This window comes from Nitratireductor lacus, from assembly GCF_056431025.1.
This window is the reverse complement of sequence record NZ_JBWKMB010000009.1, coordinates 16,211-41,391: the sequence shown is the minus strand read 5'-3', so window position 1 is coordinate 41,391 and position 25,181 is coordinate 16,211. Positions and strand designations below refer to the sequence as shown.

Annotated in this window: 29 protein-coding genes; 14 read left to right on the top strand and 15 right to left on the bottom strand. The window is 61.3% G+C overall.

Features of this window, described 5'->3' with window-relative positions; translation table 11 throughout:
- Positions 1-112: 112 nt before the first annotated feature.
- Genes AC07E3_RS09300 through fahA form a run of 4 tightly spaced genes read right to left on the bottom strand, consistent with a single transcriptional unit; the run spans position 113 to position 4,130 of the window.
- Entirely contained in the window at positions 113-946 is an 834-nt protein-coding gene (locus AC07E3_RS09300) for an ABC transporter permease (RefSeq protein WP_336071363.1), read from the bottom strand.
- Positions 939-1,757 carry an ABC transporter ATP-binding protein gene (locus AC07E3_RS09295; RefSeq protein ID WP_336071364.1) on the bottom strand — a complete coding sequence of 273 codons (819 nt, stop codon included), beginning with the start codon at positions 1,755-1,757 and terminating at the stop codon, positions 939-941. Before AC07E3_RS09295 ends, AC07E3_RS09300 begins: the two co-directional genes overlap by 8 nt.
- Positions 1,757-2,785, bottom strand: a complete 1,029-nt coding sequence (locus AC07E3_RS09290) for an ABC transporter substrate-binding protein (protein ID WP_478361396.1) — start codon at positions 2,783-2,785, stop codon at positions 1,757-1,759. Before AC07E3_RS09290 ends, AC07E3_RS09295 begins: the two co-directional genes overlap by 1 nt.
- Before the next feature lie 19 nt (positions 2,786-2,804).
- A complete protein-coding gene (gene fahA, locus AC07E3_RS09285; RefSeq protein WP_478361394.1) occupies positions 2,805-4,130 on the bottom strand; it encodes a fumarylacetoacetase in 1,326 nt (441 codons plus the stop codon).
- 151 nt (positions 4,131-4,281) lie between these two features.
- Here fahA and AC07E3_RS09280 point away from each other — a divergent pair, with 151 nt between their 5' ends.
- Entirely contained in the window at positions 4,282-5,130 is an 849-nt protein-coding gene (locus AC07E3_RS09280; RefSeq protein ID WP_478361392.1) for a GntR family transcriptional regulator, read from the top strand.
- 335 nt (positions 5,131-5,465) lie between these two features.
- Positions 5,466-5,729 carry a hypothetical protein gene (locus AC07E3_RS09275; protein ID WP_478361390.1) on the top strand — a complete coding sequence of 88 codons (264 nt, stop codon included), beginning with the start codon at positions 5,466-5,468 and terminating at the stop codon, positions 5,727-5,729.
- Between the two features lie 172 nt (positions 5,730-5,901).
- Here AC07E3_RS09275 and AC07E3_RS09270 read toward each other — a convergent pair whose 3' ends face one another.
- Entirely contained in the window at positions 5,902-6,360 is a 459-nt protein-coding gene (locus AC07E3_RS09270) for a GyrI-like domain-containing protein (protein ID WP_478361388.1), read from the bottom strand.
- A gap of 201 nt (positions 6,361-6,561) precedes the next feature.
- Here AC07E3_RS09270 and AC07E3_RS09265 point away from each other — a divergent pair, with 201 nt between their 5' ends.
- From AC07E3_RS09265 to AC07E3_RS09255, 3 genes are read left to right on the top strand one after another with little or no spacing between them, the layout of a single operon-like run.
- Complete coding sequence (locus tag AC07E3_RS09265) at positions 6,562-7,029, top strand: group III truncated hemoglobin (RefSeq protein WP_459439021.1); 468 nt, start codon at positions 6,562-6,564, stop codon at positions 7,027-7,029.
- Positions 7,022-7,492 (top strand): hypothetical protein, encoded by a 471-nt coding sequence (locus AC07E3_RS09260; RefSeq protein ID WP_478361386.1) that lies wholly within the window; start codon positions 7,022-7,024, stop codon positions 7,490-7,492. Before AC07E3_RS09265 ends, AC07E3_RS09260 begins: the two co-directional genes overlap by 8 nt.
- Positions 7,493-7,502: 10 nt before the next feature.
- A complete protein-coding gene (locus tag AC07E3_RS09255) occupies positions 7,503-7,961 on the top strand; it encodes an Rrf2 family transcriptional regulator (protein WP_478361384.1) in 459 nt (152 codons plus the stop codon).
- Positions 7,962-8,021: 60 nt separating this feature from the next.
- On the opposite strand, the gene AC07E3_RS09250 is transcribed toward AC07E3_RS09255, so the two are convergent.
- The 6 genes from AC07E3_RS09250 to AC07E3_RS09225 form a co-directional block, all read right to left on the bottom strand.
- Positions 8,022-8,483 carry a pseudoazurin gene (locus AC07E3_RS09250; protein ID WP_478361382.1) on the bottom strand — a complete coding sequence of 154 codons (462 nt, stop codon included), beginning with the start codon at positions 8,481-8,483 and terminating at the stop codon, positions 8,022-8,024.
- Between the two features lie 117 nt (positions 8,484-8,600).
- Positions 8,601-10,088, bottom strand: coding sequence for a M81 family metallopeptidase (locus AC07E3_RS09245; protein WP_478361380.1), 1,488 nt, complete (start codon positions 10,086-10,088; stop codon positions 8,601-8,603).
- A 24-nt stretch (positions 10,089-10,112) separates the two neighbouring features.
- The gene (locus AC07E3_RS09240; RefSeq protein WP_478361378.1) at positions 10,113-10,478 is read right to left on the bottom strand and encodes a RidA family protein; all 366 of its coding nucleotides are present in this window, start codon (positions 10,476-10,478) and stop codon (positions 10,113-10,115) included.
- Between the two features lie 26 nt (positions 10,479-10,504).
- Positions 10,505-11,329, bottom strand: coding sequence for a carbohydrate ABC transporter permease (locus tag AC07E3_RS09235; protein ID WP_007007193.1), 825 nt, complete (start codon positions 11,327-11,329; stop codon positions 10,505-10,507).
- On the bottom strand, positions 11,326-12,201 hold the full coding sequence (locus AC07E3_RS09230; RefSeq protein ID WP_065818001.1) for a carbohydrate ABC transporter permease: 876 nt from the start codon (positions 12,199-12,201) through the stop codon (positions 11,326-11,328). The genes AC07E3_RS09235 and AC07E3_RS09230 overlap by 4 nt, the downstream gene beginning before the upstream one ends.
- Before the next feature lie 96 nt (positions 12,202-12,297).
- Positions 12,298-13,530, bottom strand: a complete 1,233-nt coding sequence (locus AC07E3_RS09225; protein WP_065818002.1) for an ABC transporter substrate-binding protein — start codon at positions 13,528-13,530, stop codon at positions 12,298-12,300.
- 287 nt (positions 13,531-13,817) lie between these two features.
- On the opposite strand from AC07E3_RS09225, the gene AC07E3_RS09220 reads away from it, so the two are divergent.
- The 5 genes from AC07E3_RS09220 to AC07E3_RS09200 are packed head-to-tail and all read left to right on the top strand — an operon-like array spanning position 13,818 to position 18,144.
- A complete protein-coding gene (locus tag AC07E3_RS09220; RefSeq protein ID WP_478361376.1) occupies positions 13,818-14,576 on the top strand; it encodes an SDR family NAD(P)-dependent oxidoreductase in 759 nt (252 codons plus the stop codon).
- A gap of 11 nt (positions 14,577-14,587) precedes the next feature.
- Positions 14,588-15,655, top strand: coding sequence for an ABC transporter ATP-binding protein (locus AC07E3_RS09215; RefSeq protein WP_478361374.1), 1,068 nt, complete (start codon positions 14,588-14,590; stop codon positions 15,653-15,655).
- A 2-nt stretch (positions 15,656-15,657) separates the two neighbouring features.
- The gene (locus AC07E3_RS09210; protein WP_336071378.1) at positions 15,658-16,569 is read left to right on the top strand and encodes a MurR/RpiR family transcriptional regulator; all 912 of its coding nucleotides are present in this window, start codon (positions 15,658-15,660) and stop codon (positions 16,567-16,569) included.
- 4 nt (positions 16,570-16,573) lie between these two features.
- Positions 16,574-17,632 carry a D-TA family PLP-dependent enzyme gene (locus AC07E3_RS09205; RefSeq protein ID WP_478361372.1) on the top strand — a complete coding sequence of 353 codons (1,059 nt, stop codon included), beginning with the start codon at positions 16,574-16,576 and terminating at the stop codon, positions 17,630-17,632.
- Between the two features lie 26 nt (positions 17,633-17,658).
- Complete coding sequence (locus AC07E3_RS09200) at positions 17,659-18,144, top strand: hypothetical protein (RefSeq protein ID WP_478361370.1); 486 nt, start codon at positions 17,659-17,661, stop codon at positions 18,142-18,144.
- Positions 18,145-18,147: 3 nt separating this feature from the next.
- On the opposite strand, the gene AC07E3_RS09195 is transcribed toward AC07E3_RS09200, so the two are convergent.
- The 4 genes from AC07E3_RS09195 to ugpB are packed head-to-tail and all read right to left on the bottom strand — an operon-like array spanning position 18,148 to position 22,351.
- On the bottom strand, positions 18,148-19,221 hold the full coding sequence (locus tag AC07E3_RS09195) for a sn-glycerol-3-phosphate import ATP-binding protein UgpC (protein WP_478361368.1): 1,074 nt from the start codon (positions 19,219-19,221) through the stop codon (positions 18,148-18,150).
- Between the two features lie 16 nt (positions 19,222-19,237).
- The gene (gene ugpE / locus AC07E3_RS09190; RefSeq protein ID WP_478361366.1) at positions 19,238-20,074 is read right to left on the bottom strand and encodes a sn-glycerol-3-phosphate ABC transporter permease UgpE; all 837 of its coding nucleotides are present in this window, start codon (positions 20,072-20,074) and stop codon (positions 19,238-19,240) included.
- Positions 20,075-20,086: 12 nt separating this feature from the next.
- Positions 20,087-20,968 (bottom strand): sn-glycerol-3-phosphate ABC transporter permease UgpA, encoded by an 882-nt coding sequence (gene ugpA, locus AC07E3_RS09185; RefSeq protein ID WP_336071383.1) that lies wholly within the window; start codon positions 20,966-20,968, stop codon positions 20,087-20,089.
- A 60-nt stretch (positions 20,969-21,028) separates the two neighbouring features.
- The gene (gene ugpB, locus AC07E3_RS09180; RefSeq protein WP_478361364.1) at positions 21,029-22,351 is read right to left on the bottom strand and encodes a sn-glycerol-3-phosphate ABC transporter substrate-binding protein UgpB; all 1,323 of its coding nucleotides are present in this window, start codon (positions 22,349-22,351) and stop codon (positions 21,029-21,031) included.
- 214 nt (positions 22,352-22,565) lie between these two features.
- On the opposite strand from ugpB, the gene AC07E3_RS09175 reads away from it, so the two are divergent.
- Genes AC07E3_RS09175 through AC07E3_RS09160 form a run of 4 tightly spaced genes read left to right on the top strand, consistent with a single transcriptional unit; the run spans position 22,566 to position 25,172 of the window.
- On the top strand, positions 22,566-23,204 hold the full coding sequence (locus AC07E3_RS09175) for a lysophospholipid acyltransferase family protein (RefSeq protein WP_478361362.1): 639 nt from the start codon (positions 22,566-22,568) through the stop codon (positions 23,202-23,204).
- Entirely contained in the window at positions 23,204-24,154 is a 951-nt protein-coding gene (locus AC07E3_RS09170) for a phosphatidate cytidylyltransferase (RefSeq protein WP_336071386.1), read from the top strand. Before AC07E3_RS09175 ends, AC07E3_RS09170 begins: the two co-directional genes overlap by 1 nt.
- A complete protein-coding gene (locus AC07E3_RS09165) occupies positions 24,151-24,537 on the top strand; it encodes a hypothetical protein (protein ID WP_336071387.1) in 387 nt (128 codons plus the stop codon). The genes AC07E3_RS09170 and AC07E3_RS09165 overlap by 4 nt, the downstream gene beginning before the upstream one ends.
- Complete coding sequence (locus tag AC07E3_RS09160) at positions 24,534-25,172, top strand: CDP-alcohol phosphatidyltransferase family protein (RefSeq protein ID WP_478361360.1); 639 nt, start codon at positions 24,534-24,536, stop codon at positions 25,170-25,172. The genes AC07E3_RS09165 and AC07E3_RS09160 overlap by 4 nt, the downstream gene beginning before the upstream one ends.
- The last annotated feature ends 9 nt before the right edge of the window (positions 25,173-25,181 follow it).

Below are 25,181 nucleotides of genomic sequence, written 5' to 3'. Positions count from 1 at the left end.
TTGGCGGTTTCCGGCGCCGGGGCCTGCTAAAGGTTTTCACTGACAGAAACGCCCGCATCCGCGTTGAAACGGATGCGGGCGGTCTCAGGAACCGAGACCTGACGAAGAGGTCCTAGCGCCTCCAGCGCACAAAATAGCGCTCGAGCAGTGTCACGAAGCCGAACACCGAGAGCCCCATCAGGCTGAGCAGAAGGATCTGTGCGAAAACACGGCCGACGCGCAGCTGACTTGCCGCGACACGGACCAGCTCGCCCAGCCCTTCGCCACCACCCATATACTCGCCGACGACAACACCGATCACGCTCCACACCGCCGCCAGTTTGAGGCCGGCGAAGATATAGGGCGTTGCATAGGGCATCTGCAGCTTGATGAGCGTCTGCCAGCGGTTTGCCTCGAGAGACTTGAACAGCATGGACATGTTGCTGTCGGTCGCCGCCAGTCCCGCCGCCGTGTTGATCGTCACCGGGAAGAACGAGATGAAGGCGGCCATCATGATCTTCGATTCAATGCCGAAGCCGAACCACGCCACGAACAGCGGCGCGAAGGCGACCTTCGGCATGGTGTTGATCGCCACCACATAAGGCATGATCGCCTTGCGGCCGAACGTGGTCGCGCCGATGATCATCCCGAGCGTAAGACCGATCGCCGAAGCCAGCAGAAAGCCGAAGACAACCTCGACCAGCGTGATCCATGTGGCATGGGCCACATAACCGCCGGTGAACAGGTTGTTGAGCGTGAAGATGAGATCCTGCAGAACCTGATAGGGCCCCGGCAGAACAAGCTGCGAGATGCCGCTATAGGTGACGGCCAGATGCCACACCGTGACAACGGCCGCGCCGAACAGCAAGACGAGCAGCCATTGCGGCGTGCGCTCGATCAGCGTCTTGCGTTCATTCTCGGCAAGCGCGATCAGCACCTCTGGATCGACGGTTTCCTTGTCAGTCATGGCTGGCCCCCTCTCCGCTTCCGAACAGCAGGTCGTGAATTTCGCGGACATATTCGTTGAAGCGGTTGCCGGTGATCATGTCGGGCGTACGCGGACGCGGCAGATCGATGTCGATGCGCCTGACGATCCGGCCCGGTCGCGGCGACATCACGAACACGGAATCCGCCAGGAAGATCGCTTCCTGGATGGAGTGGGTGACGATTATGGCCGTGGCCTCGCGCGAACGACAGATCCGCTCGAACTCGACATTCATCTGCTCGCGGGTGAATTCATCGAGAGCGCCGAACGGTTCGTCCAGGAGCAGGATTTCCGGCTGGGTCACCAGCATTCGGCAAATGGCCGCGCGCTGCGCCATGCCGCCGGAAAGCTCCGATGGCACCGCATTGGCGAACTCGGCAAGCCCCGCCATCTCGAGAAGCTGCGTCGCGCGTTCGCGCGCAGCATTTGCCGCTTTTCGACCCTCGCGGATTTCGATGGGAAGCAGCACGTTTTCCATCACGCTGCGCCAGGGCAGAAGCGTGGGCTGCTGGAACATGATGCCGATATGCTCGTTCGGTCCGGTCAAAGCCTCGCCTCTGAGCGTGATTTCTCCGCCCGTCGGCGGGATCAGGCCGGCAATCATCTTCAGAACAGTCGACTTGCCACACCCACTCGCGCCGACGAGAGAGGCCATTTGGCCCCTCTCCAGCTCAAACGACACATCCTTGGCGGCATGGATGATGTCAGCCTGGCCTGATCGTGCGCGGCGGTAATGCTTGTTTACATTATCAAGACGAAGGATCGCGTCCCCGTCCGACCGCACATCATGCATCACTTGGCCTCCAGGTTTTCGACGAACTCGTTGGTGTAGACGACCGACAGATCCTCGATCGCCTTATCGAGCTCTCCCGTGTCGAGCAGGCTCTTGTGCCATGCATTCCAGCCGCTCTCCGGCAGGTAGCCGAGCGTGTTATTGCCGATGGGCGCGTATTGCTGGTTCACCGTGTCGAGGAGCGCGCGTGCATATTCACGACGTTCCACTTCCTGAGGGTTGTAGGTTTCGCCGTCTTCCAGAACGCCTTCCGGGTTCTCCATGCCCCATTTGGTTGCCTTGTGGATCGCCTTGGCGAAACCGGCCACCATCTCCGGGTTATCACGGTAGATCTCCCCACGAACAGCCAGACCGTTGCCGAACAGGTCAAGCCCCTCGGGCGTGAGGTCGACCACGTCGACGCCACGGTCCTTCAGCACCGCGATACCGGTGAAGGATGCCGCAAAAGCGTGGATCGTGTCGCGATCGAACGCCGTCACGGCCATGCCTTCCTGGCCGATGGTCACGAACTTGTACTCGTCCGGCCCGACACCCACGGATGCAAGCGCGCTGCGGGCGAACGAAACCTCGGCGCCGTCGGCCGTGGACACGCCGATCTGCTTGCCACGCAGGCCTTCTGCACTCTCGATGCCGTCATTGCGGTCACCGGCAAGCACGAACAGGCCGCGCGAGAACAGATTGTAGAAGAATTTTACGTCAGCGCCGCGCGCAACGGCATTGAGCACCGGGCCGGGTCCAGGCGCGCCAAATTCGGCGCGGCCGGCTTCCATGGCCTGAAGAACGGCGCCCGACCCATCCAGGCTCTTGATCGTGACGTCGAGGCCTTCTTCCTTGAAGAACCCGCGCTGCTGCGCGACGATCATCGGATACCAGGCCATCGCGGAAGAGCCCGGCAGAACCACCGTGACCTTCTTCAGCTCCTGGGCCATCGCGACCCCGCCGGTGATTGCCAGCGCGGCAGCCGCCACGCCCATGTGGCGCATCCAGCGCGATGCCTTCTGTGCCATTGTCTTGCAGTCGTTAAACATTCGGTCCTCCCTGTTTTGCCTACGACCAGTCAGATGCCGGGAGCACGGCTCCACGGCACTCGCCAAAGCCAATTGCCCGGAAACCCTCCCGTTCGCATCGGCCTTCGAGTACGATTTCATCCCCGTCCTGCAGAAAACTGCGGCTCTCTCCATTGCCCAGATCCAGCGGCTCCGCACCGCGACGCGTCAGCTCAAGCAGACAACCCTGCGAGCCCGGCGTTTCGCCGGAGATCGTGCCACTGGCGATCAAATCGCCCGGCATCATCGGGCAGCCGTTGGACATGTGGTGCGTGATCATCTGCGCAAAGGTCCAGTAGAGCCCCGCCGCATTGGCGCGCGTCACGGTGAGTGGCGCATCGCCACGCTCGCGCATTGCCACGCTTTCAAGACGCACCGTGAGTTCGATGTTAAGGGCACCGCCCGCGGCCTCGTCCTGATCGGCGAGGTAGTTGAGCAGCGCCGGATCGTCCGCCAGCCTCTTGCGCGCCGCCGCCCGGAAAGGAGCCAGCGCATCCATCGTCACCACCCAGGGCGAGATGGTCGTCGCAAAGCTTTTGGAGAGAAACGGACCGAGCGGCTGGTATTCCCAGGCCTGAATGTCACGCGCACTCCAGTCATTGACGAGGCACACGCCAAACAGCCGTTCGCGCGCTTCCGGCAGACGGTGGACGCCGCTGTCATTTTTGCCGCCGCCGATGAACGCGCCCAGCTCCAGCTCGTAATCGAGCATGCGGCTCGGCGCGAACACGATGTCGCCATCCACGCGGATCTGGCCATTGGGACGACGCACCTCCGCACCCGACACATCGATGGAGGACGCGCGCCCGTGATAGCCGACGGGCAGGCTCTTGAAGTTCGGAAGCAGCGGATTGTCCGGCCGGAACAGCTTGCCAACATTGGTGGCGTGCTCGACCGAACAGTAGAAATCAGTGTAGTCGCCGATCCGCGCCGGCACGCGCATCTCAAGGCTTTTGATCGGCAGGAGGAAACCCTCGATGCGCGACTGCATGTCGGAGCCGGCGCGCAGGGCGCGGTGCAGCCACAGGCGCAGCGCGCGCCACTCTGACGGCGAACGCGCCATCAGCGCATTCAGATCGTCCCGGCACAGAATGCCGCGCGCATCTGCACCTAAGATTTCATCGAGAAGCCCCGCTGCGGCACAGGCCGACAGATTGAGCGCCTGGTCGCCAATCGCGACGACGATCACCGGTTCCGCGTCATTCCCTGCCGTGGCGACGCCATAGGGCAGGTTCTGCAGGCCGAACGCAGAGCTCTCCGGATTGGCGCTGGAAATCCAGCTTTCCGCGTTGGGATCATGCGTTTCGTCGAGCATCCAGATTGTCATTGATTGTTGCGCCGGTGAATAGTTACAAAGTTTGCATACAAAAAAGCATCCAAATTCGAATACGTCAAGGGATGCAAATATTGGTTTGAAGGTTTAGCGGTTTGTGGAATATTCATTCCGCACCGGCTGGTTGAGGAGCAGTTTGAGCCGTATGAGCAAGTCTCGGGAGCAGCATCACATGAACGGAGCCTGGATCATCGATGGGCCTCTGCCGCGCGACCGCATGGCGCCTGCAGGCCAGACATCGCCTTCCTGGTTGCGTGAGCTGGAGGAGCGCGTCATTGCCGGCGATGATTTCTGGCGGATCGCCGGGGAGCTGCGCCATGACAAGGCGCAACAGACTGACCCTGTGAAAACCGGTGCGCAGGCCGTTCCCTTTGTCGAGATCGTCTATGAAATGCTCCGGATCGCAATTCGTACCGGTGCCCTGGCCACAGGTACGCCGCTGATCGAAGCCGAGATCGGGGATGCGCTTGCTGTCAGCCGCACGCCTGTGCGCGAGGCGATGCAGCGGCTTTCGGCCGATGGTCTTCTTTCCCGTCGCAAGCGTGGATGGGAAGTTCGAAAACTGGATCTCGTCCAGATACGCGAATCCTATGAAGTGCGCATGGCGCTGGAAGGTTTCGCCACGGCGCAGGCGGCCATTCGCGCAAGTGCAGAAGAGATCGCGTCAATCGCGGCTGCCACAAAGGCCCGCTCGGAGCTCGATTTCAACAATATCTCGGATCGCCTGACATCGAATCGGGAACTGCACGGGCTGATCTTCGCTGCTTCCGGCAATGAACGCCTGGTGAGCTCGATCAGAAAAAACATGCAATACTATTTCGCGCACCGTTTTGCACAGTTCGTGTCCCGAGAAGAGGCTGCACTTTTTCAGCAGCAGCACGAGCTGATCGCCGATGCGATTGCCGCTCGAGATCCGGCGGAAGCCGAGCTGGTTGCCCGCCAGCACGTCAAGTCGACCTATCTCGCATTCGAGAAATTCTACAAGCTTCTTTAGGCGGCCGATCCGGACAGGAAAGGCATGCGTCAGGGATCGCAAAGCCCGAGGCCTGTAGCCTTCGCCAGACAATTTGACACGCCCCTTGTGTGGAATGTATTCGCCAAAGGGGTTGTGTGATGAGCCACCATGTTGTGTGATGCATTGCCATGCGGGCAGCGGTGGGTCCGGAAGCTGGACCTGACGACCGGAAACATTGCCCCTTCATCGCATTCCACAAAAATGTTGAGGATGCGGGTAGCCAATAGCCTCAGGTTGTATTATGCAATCCAGCGTAGTGCATTTCAACTTTAACGTAGCATAGATATTGCAAGCTTCTTCGTGGTGGGGAACGGGTGGACATTCTCGCTTTTGACGATCCGAAACGCCGGCATATCGAAAAGACCGTCAGAAGACCCCGGCTTCCTACCATGTCGGCGGAAGAATTCAGCGCGTGGCTGAAGCATGTCGACTTCAGCGAACGGCATGCGGCCAGAATATTGCAGATATCCAGAACGACAATCGCCAAATACCGCCAGGAAGGCGCTCCGGCGCATATCGGTTTTGCGTGCTCGGCGATCGCGCTTGGAATGCCCATGTGGAAACCGCATACGGACTAGAGTATCGGACCGAAAAGTGGGATCCGGTTTTCGGGTTATTCCGATGCTCCATCAACAGTTTAGATCGTCCTTTGTGCGTCCGGATGGACGCGCGGCGATCTAGTCTGCGGCACCGCGCGCGAAAGAACAGACGCCATTGCTGCCTGCCCGATAGACCGTTGTTGCACTGTATTCAACGCGACAGACCGAATTGAATCTCGATGCGCTGATAGCCCGCGCCGGGACCGCGCCAATCATGATAGACCTCGCGGCTTTCGCCGGAAAACTCATGCCGTGACATCTGTATCTCGTGCACCAGCGGTGCATAGCCCTGGGTGAACAGAGTTCGCAACGAGCCCAGGTGGGTGCGTGCCGCAACCATGATCGGCTCCAGGTGAAGCAGGGCGATTTTGCCCCGGTAAAGGTCGGGCTTCACCACCGGCCTGCATATGCGCCAGTCGAACAGGGTCTTGCTGTCTCGCGGAAGGTTCCAGGAAATGAATGTCCAGGGGCCCGAAGCCGTGAGCCCTTCCTTCTCGATCGAAGTCTCGATCTCGGCGGCACAATGGGCGGCTGCATTCCTGATATCTGGAATCTTTAGCCGCTGCTGCAGGCTCAAAACCCACATGTCGGGCGTTTCCTTGATGTCCATCGCGTTCTCCTTGTACGCGAGGGTTAGGCCGGGATGAGTTTCGCCACAAGACAATTTGCAGGATGGATTTCCAATTTACCGCTCCATGGAAAGAAGAATGAGAATTTCATTCCCATTTATGAATGTGCGACATCACGTCAGTTGAGGCGGGTCATTGGAATGATAAAAGAGGTATATAAAATGCCAGTTTAGGAGGGTTCCATGAGCGACACCTATATCGCCCGGCCAAAGCCTCGACCGGAGGAGGCTTTGAAAGACCCCGCCGTGAACAGGGACTTCATCGGCCGGCTGGTGCGGGAGTTCTATCGACGGGTGCGCAGCGATGCGCGGCTTGGGCCGATCTTTGCCGGCGAGATAAAAGACAACTGGGAACCGCATCTTGAGAAGATGACCGATTTCTGGTGTGCCGTGATCCTCAAGGATGGCAGCTATCATGGTCGGCCGGTGCCCGCGCATCTGAGGCTCAAGACGGTGGTGGAAGCGGATTTCGATATCTGGCTCGGTCTTTTCCGGCAGACCGTCGGAGATCTTTGCACGCCGGCGGTTGCTGCCGTGTTCATCGAACGGGCGGAGCGCATTGCAAAGAGCCTGAAACTCGCAATGTTCTTCCGCCTGCCCGCCGCGCTTGGCCCCGATGCCGCACGAGCCCGGACCAGAGACGATGCGTAACACCGAAGGGGAGAAGGCCAACCCCTATGCGCTTGCAGTTTATGGACTGATAGCGCTTCTCTGGCTGGGCATGGTCTGCGGAGTCTCTTTTCTTGCGACCCCGGTGAAGTTTCAGGCACAGGCCCTGTCGCTGCCCGTGGCGCTGGAAGTGGGCAATGTCACCTTCGCGGCGTTCTCCAGGGTCGAGTGGGGATTTGCGGTCCTGCTGATGATGGTGACGGTCTTCGCCTACAGGCGGCGCATTCTTGTGGCTGTGACGGGCATTGCGGTGGCAATCGTCCTGGCGCAGACATTCTGGCTTCTGCCCGTGCTGGATGCGCGGGTCGCTGCCGTGATTGCCGGCGATCCACTGCCGGCCTCGATGCATCATTTCCTCTATGCGGGAGGTGAGGCGGTGAAGGCACTTCTGCTTGCCGGAGCAGGCCTTTTTGCGCTTGCCACGCTCGCGCGACCCGAAAGGTAACGCGATGCGCATGACGCTCCACACGGACTATGCACTTCGGATGCTGATTTATCTGGCGACAAAGCAGGGTGCTCCATGCACCGTGAGCGATGTCGCCGAGACCTATGGCCTCTCGCGCAATCACCTTTTGAAAGTGGCGCGCCGGCTGGGGCAACTGGGCGCTGTGACAACGCTCCGTGGCCGCGCGGGCGGGATCGCGCTGGCGCGCGCGCCCGAGGAAATCGGGCTGGGTACGATCATTCGGGGGATGGAAGATAGCCTCGCCCTGGTGGAATGCATGGGGGCTGGAGAAAGCGCCTGCGTCCTGACCCCGGCCTGCCGGCTGAAAGGCGTCGTGAATGAAGCTCCCGACGCCTATCTTGCCGTGTTCGACCGCTATTCCCTGGCCGATCTTGTAGCCAATCGGCAGACCCTCGCCGGCCTTCTCGGGCTCGGGGCAGAAGCCCCGATGGCAATCACACCCGGATGAAGCCCGCCCCTGCCCGCCCCTGGGCCCGTAGTTCCAGGCGAGATTCCAGGTTTCCTGGAATTATTTCGCGGCAAGTTTTTCCGGAAGCGCCTCGAAGAGCGTGGCGAAATGTTTTTTGGCCTTGCCGGGGTGCTTCACCCCTGCGGCGGCCTCTCCGTTCGCGGGTTCGCCCACGGCGATCAGCGCGATCATGCCCATGCCATAGTGCGGGGTGCATTTGACGCCGTAGACGCCTTCTTCCGTGAGTGTCACGGAGAAGTCCTTGCTCACCTTGCTGCGAAACGCGGCTGCCCCCTCGGGGAGCATACCCTTGATGGTCTCGGCATTGTGCCCGGGATCGACAGACACGAATTTGATGGTGTCGCCGGGCTGGGCGCGGACAAAATCCGGCTCGAAGACCATCACCCCCTTCTCGCCCTTGTTGAGCATCCTGATCTCAAACTCGGCTGCAAGGCCAGGCGCTACAGTGATGCCAAGAACAAGGCCTGCCGCCAGAAAGGCGGCGGTTTTGATCGCAGTCATGAACGGTCTCCGTTTCTGACAATTCCAGGCGGGAGACAGTTTCCACGCTTCCTGGAGTTGCTTTTTGGTTCGACGGCTCCTTCTAGCCGCCGTTATGGAGACACGCTTTGCGATGGGTCAAAGAGGCGTTGCGTTTTCCCGATCGAAGATGTCTTCGGCGATGGGCCAGATCGGGCGCGCGAGCTTCCTGTAGCCGGCCGTCTTCGGGTTGTTCGGGTAGCAGCCTTCCACCGCCGCATAGACGATCTCTTCTGCGATGGGGGCGAAGCCCGCATGGAAATGATTGGTCGACTTGACGAGAAGCACCTGCTTTTCGAGCGGATCGACGCCGAGATTGGAGAAGATGTCGGGCTCGAAGGTCTGGGTGCGGTTGGTGTTGAGCACGATGTCGATCTCGGTGCCGACAAGCCGCACCACCGCGGCAGGGCCGAGTGTGACGCGGCTGGTGCCGAATGTCTGCCAGCCTTCCTCAGCCAGCTTTCGGATCTCGAACGACCCGTCGAACGGTGTGCCGCTGGCGGCGTTTGCCTTTCCGCCCAAGCGCATGTCGAGAATGGTGCCCTCGCCCGCGCCATGCGCAAAGCCGACCGCCTGCGGGTCCCAGATGGTGGCAACGCCTGCGCAGGTGATGCCGCTTTGAACGAGCGCATGCAGGAGAACGGTGTTGTCGCCCGCCGTGCCGCCGCCGGGATTGTCCCACATGTCGGCGATGACGACCGGCTTGCCGTCTGCCCCGCCGGCCTTCGCCCTGGCGATGGCATCTGCGGCGGAGAGGCTCTTCATGGCGGTCATGCCGCGCATGCCGCGCACATCCTGACCGAGCTTTTCGGCGAGCGCTGCGCCTTTCTCCGGTGCATTGTCGGTGACGACCATGACCTGGGTCCCGAGCTCGGGCACATCACCCGCCATGAAGCCGTGGATGAGCGAGACGGAGAGGATGCCCTCCCTGCCCTGCAGTGCCTTCATACGGTCCACGAAGGAGCGCATGGGCTCGCGGCTTGTCGGGAAGACGTCGATCATGCGGCAGTCGAAGGTGGAGATCACCGGGCGGATTTCACCGCGCGTGGCACGCAGGGCGAGATCCACCACGTGCTCGGCACGTTCGAGAAAATCCGTGTGGGGGAATTCTAGAAAAGCGGCGAGAATGTTCGCCGCCGCCACGCGCTTCGCCGTCAGATGACTGTGCGGGTCGAGCTCGGCGGCGACGATCACATCCGGGCCGACGATCTCGCGCACACGGGCGAGAAGATCGCCTTCGCAATCGTCGAGCCCGCGCGCGACCATTGCGCCGTGCAGGCCGAGCACCACACAGTCCACCGGCATGGCGGCCCGCAGCTGATCCAGAATCTCATCGCGCAGCGCCTCATAGACATCGAGCCGGACATAGCCGCCCGGTTCCGCCCAGGTGGCGGTCCCCTCGATCAGGGTGAAACCCTCTTCCCGCGCCCGCCGCCGCAAAACCGGGATGGGCGCCGAACAGAGCGTCGGAGTCTCGGGGTGTTCCCCCGGCCCGGCATAAAACGCCATCTCGAAATCCCCGCGATCGGTCGGGATCGGCGAGAAAGTGTTGGTTTCGGTGGCGAGCGAGGCGGTAAAGACACGCATGCGATGAGGTTCCGGATTTTTGGATCAGAGCGGCTTGTAGGCGACGGCCTCGACTTCGATCTTGATGTCGATCATCAGCCGCGATTCAACCGTGGTGCGCGCCGGCGGGTTCTTGGCAAAGTACTTGCCGTACACCGCATTGAACGGTCCGAAATCGCGCGCATCCTCCAGCCAGACGGTTGTCTTGACCACATCGTCGAGCGTGCAGCCGGCGAGCGCCAGAGCAGCCTTGACGTTTTCCATCACCTGCCCGGTCTGCTCGGTGATGCCACCCTTGACGACGACGCCATCCGCGCCCACCGGAACCTGGCCGGAGATGTAGACGAAATCGCCGGCGCGCACGGCGGGGGAAAGCGGCACATGGGAGGTGCCGAAGCACTGCTTGGTCATGAATATACTCCGTTCCTGGAATTGCTTTATTTCACCGCACCGATGGCCAGGCCGCGCACCAGATAGCGCTGTAGCCAGGCAAAGATGACGGCGACGGGGATCGTGGCGACAAAGGTGGCCGCCATGACGTGATGCCACTCGACCGTGTAGCGACCGGCGACGAGCGAGAAAATCTGGATCGGCAGCGTGTAGCTTTCCTGACGCCGCAGCATGGTGAGCGCGATGACGAACTCGTTCCACGCATTGATGAAGGAGAAGATGGCGGTCACCGTCATCGCAGGAAGGGCAAGCGGCAGGAACACCATCACCAGCGCCTTTGCCGGGCTCGCGCCCTCTATCCACGCGGCTTCTTCCAGATCTTTCGGGATGGTGGAAAAATAGCTCTGCAGCATCCACACGGTGAAAGCGACATTGAACGCGCCATAGACGAAGACGATGGAGTTCACATTGTCGAGCAGGCCGAGCCACACCACCAGCCGGAACAGGCCGATGACAAGCACGATGGGCGAGAGCATCTGCGTGACGAGCAGGAACTGGCGGAAAAAGCCCTGCCCCCTGAACCGGAAACGGCTCATGGCGTAAGCTGCGGGAATGGAGACCGCGAGCGCCAGAACGGTCGACAGCACCGAGACATAGATCGAATTCCAGAGCGCGGTGCCGAAATTGGTGACGGCCCACATGTCGATGAAATTGCGCCATGCCGCCTCACGCGGCCACCAGGTTGGCGACAGCACCTCGTTGGCCGGCTTGATGGCGGTGATGAACATCACGGCAAACGGAAACAGGATCAGCACGATGAGCGGTGAAAGCAGTGCCCAGTAGAGAAGCGATTTCTTCAGCTTGGGGTTCATGTCCGCTCCCTGCGCATGGCCAGCGCAACATAGAGGATGGTGAAGGCCAGAAGCAGCGCGAACATCATCACCGACAGGGCGGACGCCTCTCCCAGTTTGCCGAAGCGGAAACCGAGCTTGTAGAGATAGGTGACAAGAATGTCGGTGGAGTTGGCCGGCCCGCCCTGCGTGGTGGCCCAGATGATCGGGAACGAATTGAACACATAGATCATGTTGAGCACGATCGAGATGTTCAAAAACGGCTTCATCAGCGGCAGGGTGATCTCGCGAAAGGTCTGCCAGCGCGAGGCGCCTTCAAGCTTGGCCGCCTCATAAAGATCGTCGGGGATGGATGAGAGACCGCCGAGAAAGATGGTCGTCGTGAACGGGATCGTGACCAGAATGCCGATCATGATCTGCACCGGGAAGGCGGTCGAAGCGCGGGCGAGCCACTGGATGTTCTGATCGATCAGACCGATGTTCTGCAGGCCCGAATTGAGCATGCCGCTCTCGCCATTCAGCGCCCAGCGCCAGACGATGGCTGTCATGGTGAGCGACACGGCCCAGGGCAGCATGACGATGACGCGTGCAAGCGAGCGGCCATAAAAATCCTCGTTGAGGATCATGGCCACGGGCACGGAAACGATCAGCGTGCCGAACACGATGCCGCCGGTCCAGATGAAGGTGCGCCAGAGCGCGCCCAGAAAATCCGGGTCGGTGAAGACGGCGACATAGTTTTCGACGCCGTTGAGCCCGCGCAACTGGCCGAAGCGGTTGACGTCGTTGAGTGAAATCGTACCGAGCTGGTAAAGCGGCCACAGGATGATGAACGCGGCGAGAAGAAACCCCGGCAGGATCAGCAGATAGGGATTTGTCAGGGGCGAGCGGATCATGGTCCCGTCACGGTTGTCCGGCGCCTTGCCGGGTGGACGTCAGGAGAAGCATGCGCGGTCTGCGACCGCGCATGCCTGTTTCACGGGATCTTCGGCCTACTGACCAAGAATGCCGTTGATCTCTCCAGCGGCGGCATCGAGCGTTGCCTTGGGCTCGCCATTGCCGAGATAGATCGTCTGCACCGCATCCGACGTGGTGGCGGCGATCTCCTCCCAGCCGGCAATGACCGGGGCAAAGCGGGCGTCCGGCAGAAGCGCTGTGAATGCCTTCAGGTCGGCATTGTCAGCAAAGGCCGGCTGGGCCGCGACCTCCGGATTGACCGGCAGGAAGCCTTCACCTGAGGTGAATTTTGCGCGCCACTCGGTGGTGAAGAGCTGGTCGAGGAACTTCCAGGCCAGATCCTTGTTCTGCGAATTCTCGAACATGATGATGGAATCGGTCACGCCATAGGTGCCGCGATCACCTTCGGGACCGGCCGGAATGGCGGCCACGCCGTAATCGAGGTCTGGCGCTTCTTCCTTGATCTGGTTCGAGAGGAACGGCGCGGTGATCATCATGCCGACCTTGCCCTGCTTGAACAGGTTCTGCACATCCTCGCGGTTATAGGAGGTGACACCGGGCTGCGTCGCGCCGGAATCGATCAGCGATTTGTACATCTCTGCTGCCTTGTAGCCGGCATCGGTATCGAGGCCGGATGTGCCGTCCTCTTCGACGAGCTGCCCGCCATAGGCCCAGAAGGCATAGTAGAAATAGACGTCGGTCTCGATCTCCTTGCCCTGAAGGCCGAAGCCGGCAATGTCGTCACCCAGCGCACCGATCTTCTTGGCGGCTTCGGCAAGCTCGTCCCAGGTGTCGGGAACCTCGGTGATGCCAGCCTGCTCGAACAGCGCCTTGTTGTAGTACATGGCGCGGGCCGATGCGGCGATGGGCAGACCATAGGTCTTTCCCTGCATCACGGAAGGCTCAAGGAAGACCGGGAAGAACCGGTCCCTGAAGTCCTGCGTCATGTAATCGTCCAGCGGCGCGGCGATGCCCTGATCGACAAAGTCGATCAGCCAGCGTGTGCCGATGATCGACAGATCGGCATTGGCGCCGCCGGAAATGTCGGTGGTCAGTTTCTGCAGAAGCACATCCCACGGCACCACCTCGATCTGGATATCGGAGCCGGGATTGGCCTCTTCGAATGCCTTGGCGGCTTCCTCGAAATAGGGGCCGGTCTTGGAGCTGTATTCAGCCACGGTCACGCGCACGGTCTCTGCCTGCGCCCACCCAGCCATGGATAGAAGCGCGGCACCGGCGACGGTGGCTTTCAATGCGGTCCTGTTCATTCCTGTCTCCCTGTTCCTCTCTCGGGTTCCTGATGCGCGCCCGGTGAAGGGCACCTGCGCCTTAACTGTTCTTGCGGATTGCCACACGGCGCGAGCAGCGATCTTTTGTGTAATTTTTTTACAGAAATTGGAAATAAGCAAGTGAAATCACACATTCATGTTGCTAAATTACGATTTATCGGCAAATCTTTGGCTGCCGGCCTGTGTTTCAGGCAGCGTCAGATTGCCCGGAAAGAACGAAGAGACCCCACGAAAGCGGGCAAACCCAGGGGAAGAACGGGAGCGCAATGATCGATCTCAATGGTCACAGGATTGTCGTGACGGGTGCGGCCGGTGGCATCGGCCGGGCCATGGTGGACGTCCTTTCGGGGTTTGGCGCCTTTGTGGTCGCATGCGATCTGGAAGAAGCCGACCTGTCTTTTGACGGTGTTGGAGAGGCCCAGCGCTTCGATCTGCTGGACGATGGTGCGGTCGAAGCGGCGGTGAAGCGTATCTGCGACGGGGGCGTTCCGGATGCCGTGATCTCCAACGCAGGCTGGACGCGTGCCGAAACGCTGGACGATGTGACGCCCAAGGCGCTCTCGCACGAGCTGGATCTCAACCTGCGCAGCGCTGCAAGGCTTTCGCAGGCGTTTCTGCCTGCCATGCGCGACCGGGAGAATGGTGCGGCTTTTGTGTTCATTTCCTCCATCAATGCGCTTTCGCACTATGGCAACCCTGCCTATGCGGCGGCCAAGGCCGGGCTGATCGCCTGGATGCGCGCGATCGCCACGGAGGAAGGCCGGCACGGCATCCGTGCCAATGCGATCACGCCGGGCTCGGTGCGCACCATGGCCTGGGATCACCGCATCGAACGCGACCCGGGCATATTGGCAAAGGTGCGGCAGCTTTATCCGCTGGGGCGCATGGTCGAGCCTGCCGAAGTGGCGCGCGCAGCGGCCTTTCTCGCCTCGCCGCTTGCAAGCGGCATCACTGGCACGGTGCTTCCCGTGGATGCGGGGATTTCCGCCGGGAACCTGCCCTTTCTTGAACAGATAGCCGGCTGAGGAGATCCTTCATGGCAGAGCTGAAACTGAAGGACATTTCCAAGCGCTACGGTTCGCTGACCGTGATCGAGAAACTCTCGCTGGCGATTGACGATGGCGAGTTCGTGGTTCTGGTCGGGCCGTCCGGCTGTGGCAAGTCCACACTGTTGCGGATGATTGCGGGACTGGAGCCCATCACCGGCGGCGACCTCGTCATTGGCGGCGCCCGGGCCAACGACATTCCGCCCCAGAAACGCGACACCTCCATGGTGTTCCAGTCCTACGCGCTCTTTCCGCATATGAGCGTTCGGGAAAACATCAGCTTTGGGCCGCGCGTGCGCGGCGAGCCGAAAGACGAGACGGAACGGCGCATCGAGAAGGCGGCCGAAATCCTCAATCTCGGTGCCTATCTCGACCGCAAGCCGGGCCAGCTTTCCGGCGGCCAGCGCCAGCGTGTCGCCATGGGCCGGGCCATCGTGCGCGATCCGAAAGTGTTTCTCTTCGACGAGCCGCTGTCGAACCTCGACGCGAAACTGCGCATCCAGATGCGCACCGAAATCAAGGCGCTGCACCAGAAGCTCGGCACCACCATCGTCTATGTGACACATGACCAGATCGAGGCCATGACCATGGCCGACCGGATCGTGGTCATGAATGGCGGCAACATCGAGCAGGTGGGCACACCGCTGGAACTCTACGACCGGCCCGCCAACACTTTCGTTGCCGGCTTCATCGGCTCTCCGGCGATGAGCTTTCTGCAAGCCGAAACAGGTGTGGTGGGCGGCACACCCGTGGCGGTGCTGCAGGATGGCACCAGCCTCCCCATCGCGCAGGGGTTCGGCCATGAGACCGTGACAGTTGGCATCCGCCCCGAATCCTATCAAAGGGACCCGGAAGGACCGCTGAAACTCCATGTCGAAGTCGTGGAGCCGACCGGTCCGGAGATCCATGTGTTCGGCACCATTGCCGGAGAGGACGTGCGCGTGGTGCTGCGTGACAGGGAATTGCCGAAACCGGGAGAAACGCTGGCGCTTTCCGTGCCGACAGAGCATGTGCATCTGTTTGACCGCAATGGCGGACAGCGATTAGAGGCGCAGTGATCATGGATAAGCGCGTGCCCGACGACAGCGAACGCACGGTCGATATCATCGCCCGGTTGCAGGATCGCCTTGAGCGCGGGCGCGGCGCGGAAATCCGCCTGGTGGAGAGCATTCTGGCCGATCCGCAATTTGCCGCCCATGCGCCGATTGCGCAGATCGCCGAACGGGCAGGCGTGAGCGAGCCGACCATCACGCGGCTGGCGCGAGCGCTCGGGTTTCCCGGCACACGGGAGATGCGCTTTCATCTGGCGCAGGCGCTGGCCATCGGCGGCGCCTACCTGCGCGAGCCGAGCGCACCGGTGGAGGAGCTGCCGCTGTCGGGCCAGGTGGTGGCCAAGGTTGCCTCGGGCGCGCATGCCGCCCTCGAACTCATGTCGATGGCCCTTGCGGACATTGATCTTGAGCCCATGGCGAAAGAGATCAGCCGCGCGAGCCAGATCCTTGTCTATGGCACGGGCGGCAGCTCTTCCTTCGCTGCGGTGGAATTGCAGAACCGGCTCTTCCGCCTTGGGCTGCACGTGACCGCACACACCGACCCGCAACTTCAGCGCATGAGCGCCTCGGTGCTGGAGCCAAAAGCGGTGGTGATCGGCTTTTCGGTTTCCGGACAGGCCGCCTCGGTGATGGATGCGGTGACGATTGCCCGCCAATATGGCGCGCGCGCCTTTGTGGTGACCACGCCCAACTCGCCGCTGGCGGCGGCGGGCGACGACATTCTGCCGCTCACCTTCAAGGAAGACGGCAATCTCTACAAACCCTCCTCCATGCGCTATGCGCTGCTCTCTGCGGTGGACATGATCGCCATGGCGACCGCGCTCACGCTCGGCAAGAAGGTGCTGGAGCCGCTCAGGCGGGTGCGCCACAGCCTGGCCAGCCAGAACATCAAGAACCCCAATCTGCCCATCGGAGACTGATGCCTTGCGCATTCTCGACCTTGAAACGCCCGCCGTGGCGATCGACCTTGCGAAGGTCCGGGCCAACCTCGCCCGCGCGCAGGCCCATGCAGACGCCCACGGGCTGAAGCTGCGCCCGCACATCAAGACCCACAAACTGCCCCTGTTCGCGAAAATGCAGTGCGAAATTGGGGCGACCGGCATCACCTGTCAGAAGGTGGGCGAAGCCGAAGTGATGGCCGATGCGGGGCTTACCGATATCTTCATTCCCTACAACATTCTGGGTGCTGCCAGGCTCGACCGGCTTCTGGCCCTGCACAAACGTGTGAAGCTATCCGTGACGGCGGACAGCGCAGTGACGATTGCCGGCTATGCCGGGCATTTCACCGATCCCCGCCATCCCCTCCCCGTGCTCGTGGAATGCGATACGGGCATGGGCCGTTGCGGTGTGCAGACGACAGAAGAGGTCGTTACGCTGGCGAAACAGATCGATGCAGCACCGGGGTTGCGCTTCGAAGGGCTGATGACCTACCCGCCGCGTGGCGAGCCTGAAGCGGTGGAACGCTGGCTGGCGGATGCCATCGCCGCGCTCGGGGAGAGCGGGCTGGCGGTCAACACGGTTTCCAATGGCGGATCGCCCGACTTCTATCGGGCCGAGCAGGTGACCAGCGCGACCGAGCACCGGCCCGGCACCTATATCTATTCCGATCGCATGCAGGTGGCTTTCGGTCATGGCACGCTGGCAGACTGCGCGCTGACGGTGCTTGTCACCGTGGTAAGCCGCCCGACGGAAAACCGCGCGATCATCGATGCCGGCTCCAAGGCGCTCGCGGCCGATACGGCGCCTGTTCCAGGCCATGGGCACATCGTGGAGTATCCCGATGCGGTGATCGCTTCGCTCAGCGAGGAGCACGGCATTGTCGACCTGTCGAACTGTGCGACGAAGCCTGAGATCGGCGAGAAACTGCGCATCATTCCCAATCATGTCTGCCCGGTGTCGAACCTTTACGACGCGGTGAACCTCGTCGAGGGCGACAGGGTCACCGAAACACTTGCCGTTGCCGCGCGCGGCCGCCTGACCTGAGACGAGTTACTGCGAGGAAGACACATATGACCTATGACAAGAACCCCTTCCCTGAAGGCGACGCCGACCGTCACTATCTCTGGGAGATGCTGGTGCGGCGCGACATCGACGCGTTTCTGGCGCAGGATTGGTCGATGGTGGAAGGGGATTTTGCCGACGACCGTTTTTTCGGTATGCATGCGCATTTTCTAAGCGATGCGGATTCCTGGCGGCTGCAGTTTCCCGATGTGAAAACCTATCGCGACGAATGGCTGCGACAGGGCAAGGAAACGGCGGCCACCGAGTTTGCCGAGCCGCTGCGGGAGGCGCTTTTCCGCGTGACGAACATGCGCGACATCGACATCGATGGCGACCGCGCCGTTCTGCACAAGAAATTCAATGGCAGTGTCGCGAAGGCCGATGGCAGCGTCGACCGGCTGAACTGGCAGACGCTCTATTTCTGCGCCAGGATCGACGGGCGCTGGAAGATCACCGGCTTCGTCGGCTACATGCCCCATCCGCTGGGCGGCTGAGGCTCAAACGCGTTTGCCCGTCTCCGCATCGAAGAGGTGGGTCATGTTCTCCTGAACGGTGAGCGGCAGTGTGTCGCCGGGCGCGACCCTGGCGCTGCCGGGAAGCCGGGCGATCAGCTCCCCGCCGGCACCATTGGCGCCTGACAGTGTGCCATGGGCCAGCGTGTCGGCCCCCAGCGTTTCCACTGCCGTGACGGAGAGGCTGAGCGTTGCCTTGTCAGGCGTGGCAACCTGCAGATGCTCGGGACGCACGCCGAAGAGAAGCGGGCGGCCCGTCTCTGCCGGCTGGGTGTCGAGCGCCAACCTGCCACCTCTTTCCAGCACGAAATCCGAGCCCGAAACGCTTCCCTTCAGAATGTTCATCGCCGGAGAGCCGATGAAGCCCGCAACAAACCGTGTCGCCGGGCGTTCATAGACAGCCATCGGCGTGTCGATCTGCTCGGCCACGCCGGCATTCATCACCACGAGACGATCGGCGAGCGTCATCGCCTCCACCTGATCATGGGTCACGTAAAGCGCGGTGGTGCCGACCGAGCGCTGCATCTGCTTGATCTCAAGCCGCATCTGAACGCGCAGCTTCGCATCGAGATTGGACAGTGGCTCGTCGAACAGGAAGACGGCAGGATTGCGCACGAGCGCGCGGCCCATGGCGACACGCTGGCGCTGGCCACCAGAAAGCGCGCGCGGCTTGCGGTCGAGATAGGGTTCGAGCTGCAGCATGGTGGCTGCCTGATCGACCCGCTGGCGGATTTCGTCCTTCGTCTTGCCGGCGATTTTCAGCCCGTAGGCCATGTTGTCGAAGACGGACATATGCGGATAGAGCGCATAGTTCTGGAACACCATCGCGATGTCGCGCTCGCGCGGCTCCAGATCGTTGACCACCCGCCCGCCGATTTCCATCGTGCCGGCGGTGATGCGCTCAAGCCCGGCCACCATGCGCAGAAGCGTGGACTTGCCGCAGCCGGACGGGCCGACAATGACAATGAATTCGCCATCGGCCACATCCAGACTGACGCCATGGATGACCTCGGTCTTGCCGTAGGATTTGCGAACGTCGCGTATGGAAATCGTCGCCATGCCGATTTCGGTCCTTCTATTTCTCTGTCTCGACAAGGCCTTTGACGAAAAGGCGCTGCATGAAGATCACGACCGCCACCGGCGGCAGAACGGCCAGCGTCGCTGCCGCCATGGTCACGGGCCAGTTGCCGTAATCATCGGCGGTCGGCATCATCTGTTTCAGACCCATCACGATGGTGTTCATTTCCGGCCTGGTGGTGATGAGAAGCGGCCAGAGGAACTGGTTCCACCCGTAAATGAACAGGATCACGAAAAGGGCCGCGATGTTGGTCACCGAGAGCGGCAGGAGAATGTCCTTGAAGAAGCGCAGCGGCCCCGCACCGTCAACCCGCGCAGCCTCCACAAGCTCATCCGGTACGGTCATGAAGAACTGGCGGAAGAGGAATGTGGCGGTGGCCGAGGCGATGAGCGGCAGTATCAGGCCGGTGTAGGAATTGAGCATGCCAAGCGAAGCCACGACCTCATAGGTCGGTACGATGCGCACTTCCACCGGCAGCATCAGCGTCATGAAGATCGCCCAGAAGGCAAGCATGCGAAACGGAAAGCGGAAATAGACGATCGCATAGGCCGACAGGATCGAAATGGCGATCTTGCCGATGGCGATGCCCATGGCCATGACAAGGGAATTGAACAGCATGCGCCCCACCGGCGCGGTGATGCCGGAAGTAAGCGCTTCACTGTAATTTTCGATGAAGTGCGGCCCCGGCACCAGTGGCATGGGCGGGCGGATGATCTCGAAATGCGTCAGTGTCGAGCCGACGAAGGTGAGGTAGATCGGGAAGCAGACGATGGCGATGCCGATGATCAGCACCGCATGCATCAGGATTGTGCCTAACCCCTGTTTTTCAACCATGCTCCGCCCTCCTCAATAGTGCACGCGCCGCTCGATGAAGCGGAACTGGATGACGGTCAGAATGCCCACGACAACCATCAGGATAACCGACTGGGCGGCGGAGGAACCGAGATCCTGCCCGACGAAACCGTCGGAATAGACCTTGTAGACGAGGATGGTGGTGGACTGGCCAGGCCCGCCGGACGTCATCGTGTGGATGATGCCGAAGGTCTCGAAGAAGGCGTAGACGATGTTGACCACCAGCAGGAAGAAAGTGGTGGGCGACAGAAGCGGGAAGATGATGGTGCGGAAACGATGCCATTTGCCCGCGCCATCAATCGCCGCCGCCTCGATCAGGCTTTTGGGGATCGCCTGCAGACCGGCCAGGAAGAACAGGAAATTGTAGCTGATCTGCTTCCATGCGGCGGCGAGAATGACCAACGTCATCGCCTGCCCCCCATTGAGAACGGGGTTCCAGTCAATGCCAATCGCCTTCATGTAAAAGGCGATCACGCCGATGGAGGGCTGGAACATGAAGAGCCACATCACACCGGCCACGGCGGGCGCCACGGCATAGGGCCATATGAGCAGCGTCTTGTAAGCCCCTGCCCCCTTGATCACCTGGTCGGCCATCACGGCAAAAAGAAGCGCGACCGACATGGAAACCAGCGTCACGAAGAAGGTGAAAACGGCCGTGGTGACGAAGGACTGGAGATAATACCGGTCGTTGAAAAGATATTCGAAATTCGAGAACCAGACGAAGCGCGCGCCAAGCCCGAACGGATCAGGCAGAAGCAGCGACTGGTAAAGGGCCTGACCGGCCGGCCAGAAGAAAAAAACGATCGTCACTGCAAGCTGCGGCGCGAGCAGCAGATAGGGCAGCAAACGGTTATCGAAGGTGACGCGCTTTTCCATGGGCGAACCAAGAATGCCGGGGCCGGCAAGATTTCTGCCGGCCCCGCAGGTTTCACAGACTTATCGCGTCGACTGCTCGAAGCGGCGCAGCAGCTCGTTGCCGCGGTTCACGGCTTCGTCGAGCGCTGTCTTGGCGTCCTTCTGGCCCTGCCAGACGGCTTCCAGTTCCTCGTCGATGATGGCGCGGATCTGGTCGAAATTGCCAAGGCGGATACCCTTGGAGTTTTCCGTCGGAGCCTTGCCGGTCATCTGCAGGATAGCGACGTCGGTGCCAGGGTTCTCGTTGTAGAAGCCCTGCTCCTTGGTCAGCTCATAGGCAGCCGTGGTGATCGGCAGATAGCCGGTGTCCTGGTGCCACTGAGCCTGCACTTCAGCGCTGGACAGGTAATTCAGAAATGCAGCAACGCCGGCATATTCCTCGGCCTCATGGCCCGACATGACCCACAGCGAAGCGCCACCGATGATGGTGTTGTAGGGCGCGCCTTCCGCATCCGGCCAGTAAGGCAGGTTGGTCACGGTGAAGGGGAAGTCGGCCTCGGCCTTCACGCCGGCGTAACCGGCCGACGATTCGGTGAACATGGCGCATTCGCCCGAGCGGAAACGCGCACCGCCCTCATTGCGGCGGCCCGAATAGCTGAAGAGGCCATCCTTCGCCCACGCACCCATCTTGTCGATGTGCTTGACCTGCAGGTCGCCATTGAAGGCAAGCTCGGTGTTGGTGCCGGCAAACCCGTTGGCTTCGGTGGCGAAGGGCACATTGTGGTAGGCGCTCAGATTCTCGAGATGAACCCATGACTGCCAGGCCGTCGTCAGCGGGCATTCCGAGCCGGCTTCCTTGAGCTTGACGAGGATTTCCTCAACCTCCGGCCAGGTGGCAGGCTTCGCCTCGGGATCGAGACCGGCTTCCTGGAGCGCGTTCTTGTTGATGTAGAGAACAGGCGTCGAAGAGTTGTAGGGCAGCGAGAGCATTTCGCCGTCGGTGTTGGTGTAGTAGCCGGCAACCGGAGCAAGGTAGGCGCTTGGATCGAACGCGGCCTCAGCCTCGGCCATCACTTCATAGACCGGCTTGATCGCGCCTTTGGCTGCCATCATCGTGGCCGTGCCGACCTCGAACACCTGCAGAATGTGCGGCTGCTCGCCGGCGCGGAAGGCGGCGATGCCGGCATTCAAGGCTTCCGAATAATTGCCTTTGAGCGTGGCAACGACTTCATAATCATCCTGACTGGCGTTGAAATCGGAGACCTGCTTTTCCAGAAGTTCACCAAGACGACCGGTAAAGGCATGCCAGAACTGGACCTGGGTCTGCGCCTGTGCGACGCCGATCATTGCCGGAAGCGCCACAGTCAACGCTGTGGCTGCGGAAAGCATTGCGCGAAGTTTCATGTTTCATCTCCCTGTAGCGTCGAACGCCGGTTTAGGACCGGTCTCTATTGGTCGGCTATTGTTACGGTTGGATGACAGCATCTGCAGAATGCATTGTCCATACCTTTTCCGTTATGGAAATTTCATGCCGGGGTCATGTTTTGACGCGGTTGGCCTTGTTCACGGCGGTCCTATACAAGAGCAGGGATCGAATCGGTTCAGGGCTTGAGGGACAATGGCAATCATAGCGCGTCTGGCAGCGGGTGCGATTACGCTGTTCGCACGCTTCATCACCGCGGTGCGGGCCGACTGGGAAGGCATCGAGCCCGTCCCGCGGCAGCGGGTGTATTTTGCCAACCATGTCAGCCACGGCGACTTTATCCTGCTTTGGACAGTTCTGCCCGTCCGCATGCGCCGGCAAACCCGCCCGGTGGCCGGCGCAGACTACTGGCTGAAATCCCCCACGCGCCGTTTCATCGGCCGAGACGTATTCAATGCAGTGCTGATCGACAGGAACCGCGACACGCGCGCAAGCGATCCCATAGGGCAGATGGCCGATGCGCTCGATGGAGGCGCTTCCCTCATCATCTTTCCCGAAGGCACACGCAATGAGACCGATGCCGCTCTTCTTCCTTTCAAGAGCGGAATCTTTCATCTCGCAAAAGCGCGGCCCGATGTGGATTTCGTGCCGGTGTGGATCGACAATCTGAACCGCGTCATGCCCAAGGGAGAGTTCGTTCCCGTGCCGCTTATCTGCACGGTTACCTTCGGTGCGCCGTTGCGTGTCGGCAAAGACGAAGCCAAGGACGCTTTCCTCACCCGCGCGCGCAACGCGCTCTTATCCCTGTCCGGCGTCAAACAAGGGAACGCGTGATGACCGAGCACCAGATCGATCTTCTGAAACTGCTCGGCGGACTTGCCGCCGTTCTCATTGCCGCCTCGCTTGTGGGACATCTCCTCCAGCGCAGGCTTTCACCCGACGGGTCCAATGCCGTCGTCGAAAACCTCAACGACCGGGTGAACGCCTGGTGGGTGATGATCATCCTGATGGGCGGTGCGCTGCTTTTCGGCCGGATGGGTGCGATCCTTCTCTTCGGCTTCGCCTCCTTCGCTGCCTTGCGCGAATTCGTGACGCTGACCGACACGCGGCGCGGCGATCACTGGGCGCTCGCTTCCGCCTTCTTCCTCGTGCTGCCGCTTCAATACTATCTCGTCTATATCGACTGGTATGGGCTCTATTCGATCCTCGTGCCGGTCTACGCATTTCTCCTGATGCCCATCGTCTCGGCACTGCGTGGCGACACGGATCATTTCCTTGTGCGGGTCGCGGAAGTGCAATGGGCGCTGATGATCTGCGTCTTCTGCGTTTCCCATGTGCCGGCACTGCTCACGCTGCAGATCCCCGGCTATGAAGGGCGCAACCTGCTCCTGATCGCCTTCCTGGTGGTCGTCGTGCAGTCGAGCGACGTGCTGCAATATGTCTGGGGCAAGCTCATCGGACGCACCAAAATCGCGCCGAAGCTCTCTCCATCGAAGACGGTAGAGGGGTTTGTCGGCGGTGCGCTGAGCGCCACACTCGTCGGTGCGGCCCTCTTCTGGATGACGCCGTTCACGCCGGTTCAGGCGGGACTGCTGTCCTTTGTCATCGTGCTCATGGGCTTTTTCGGCGGGCTCGTCATGTCGGCCATCAAGCGTGACCGTGGCGTGAAGGACTGGGGACACCTGATCGCCGGCCATGGCGGCTTCATCGACCGGCTGGATTCGGTGATCTTCTCGGCCCCCATCTTCTTCCACCTCGTGCGCTACTGGTGGTCTCTGACATGAAATCGGCGCTGGCCCGGCTGGCGAAAAGCAGCGCCGTGCACATGGGTTTTGCGTTTCTCGCCATGGGCGCGTGGGCGGTGTTCGCCAACCGGGGCCATGCAACGCCTGGCCCATTGCTGGCGGGCGTCGTTCAGGGAAGCCTCTCCGCCTGCATAACCCTTTTCCTCAAGCGGTTCATCGAAACGCTGGTGGCGCGCCATGAGGGGCTTTCCGGCCTCGTTCTGCCTCCGCTCTACGCAGGCCTCACCTCGCTGACCCTTCTCTACGCCATTCACAGCCTTGCCGGGACGCCCGAAATTCTGGCAACGATCACCGTACCGTTGACGGTCGCAACATCCTATGCGGCCCTCTATACCTACACCCTATGGAGTGCCCGACCGTGAGCGAGACCGAAAACCGCCGCCCATTGGCCAGCCGCGACACCGGCTGGGCCCACACCGTGACACGCTGGCTGGCCGCAACCTCCATCACGCCCAACCAGATCTCCATGGCGAGTATGGGTTTTGCAGCGCTCGCCGGCCTCGCCTTCTGGCAGACGGGCGAGACCGATGGTGCGGCGCGGCTTGTACTCCTTTTTCTGGGCGGCCTTTTTGTGCAATGCCGCCTCCTGTGCAACCTTTTCGATGGAATGGTGGCCGTGGAGGCGGGCAAGGGTTCGCCGGACGGAGCCTTCTGGAACGAATTCCCCGACCGTGTGGCCGATATCGCGATCCTCGTCGGCGTGGGTTATGGCGTGGGCCTACCGGCGCTCGGCTGGGCCGCCGCCGGCTTCGCCGTTCTCACCGCCTATGTGCGTGAGCTTGGACGCTCCTGTGGCCGAGAGGCAGACTTTTCCGGCCCCATGGCCAAGCCGCATCGCATGGCTGCAATCACGGCCGCTGCGGCACTTTCGCTGTTCGAACCGTTGTGGAGCGGGCACGGCGTGGTGCTGACAGTGGCGCTCTGGATCGTTGCCCTTGGCGCGGCACTGACCGCCCTGCGACGGTCGGTGCGGCTGGTCAAGGCGCTCAGGAGCTAGAGCTGGGCG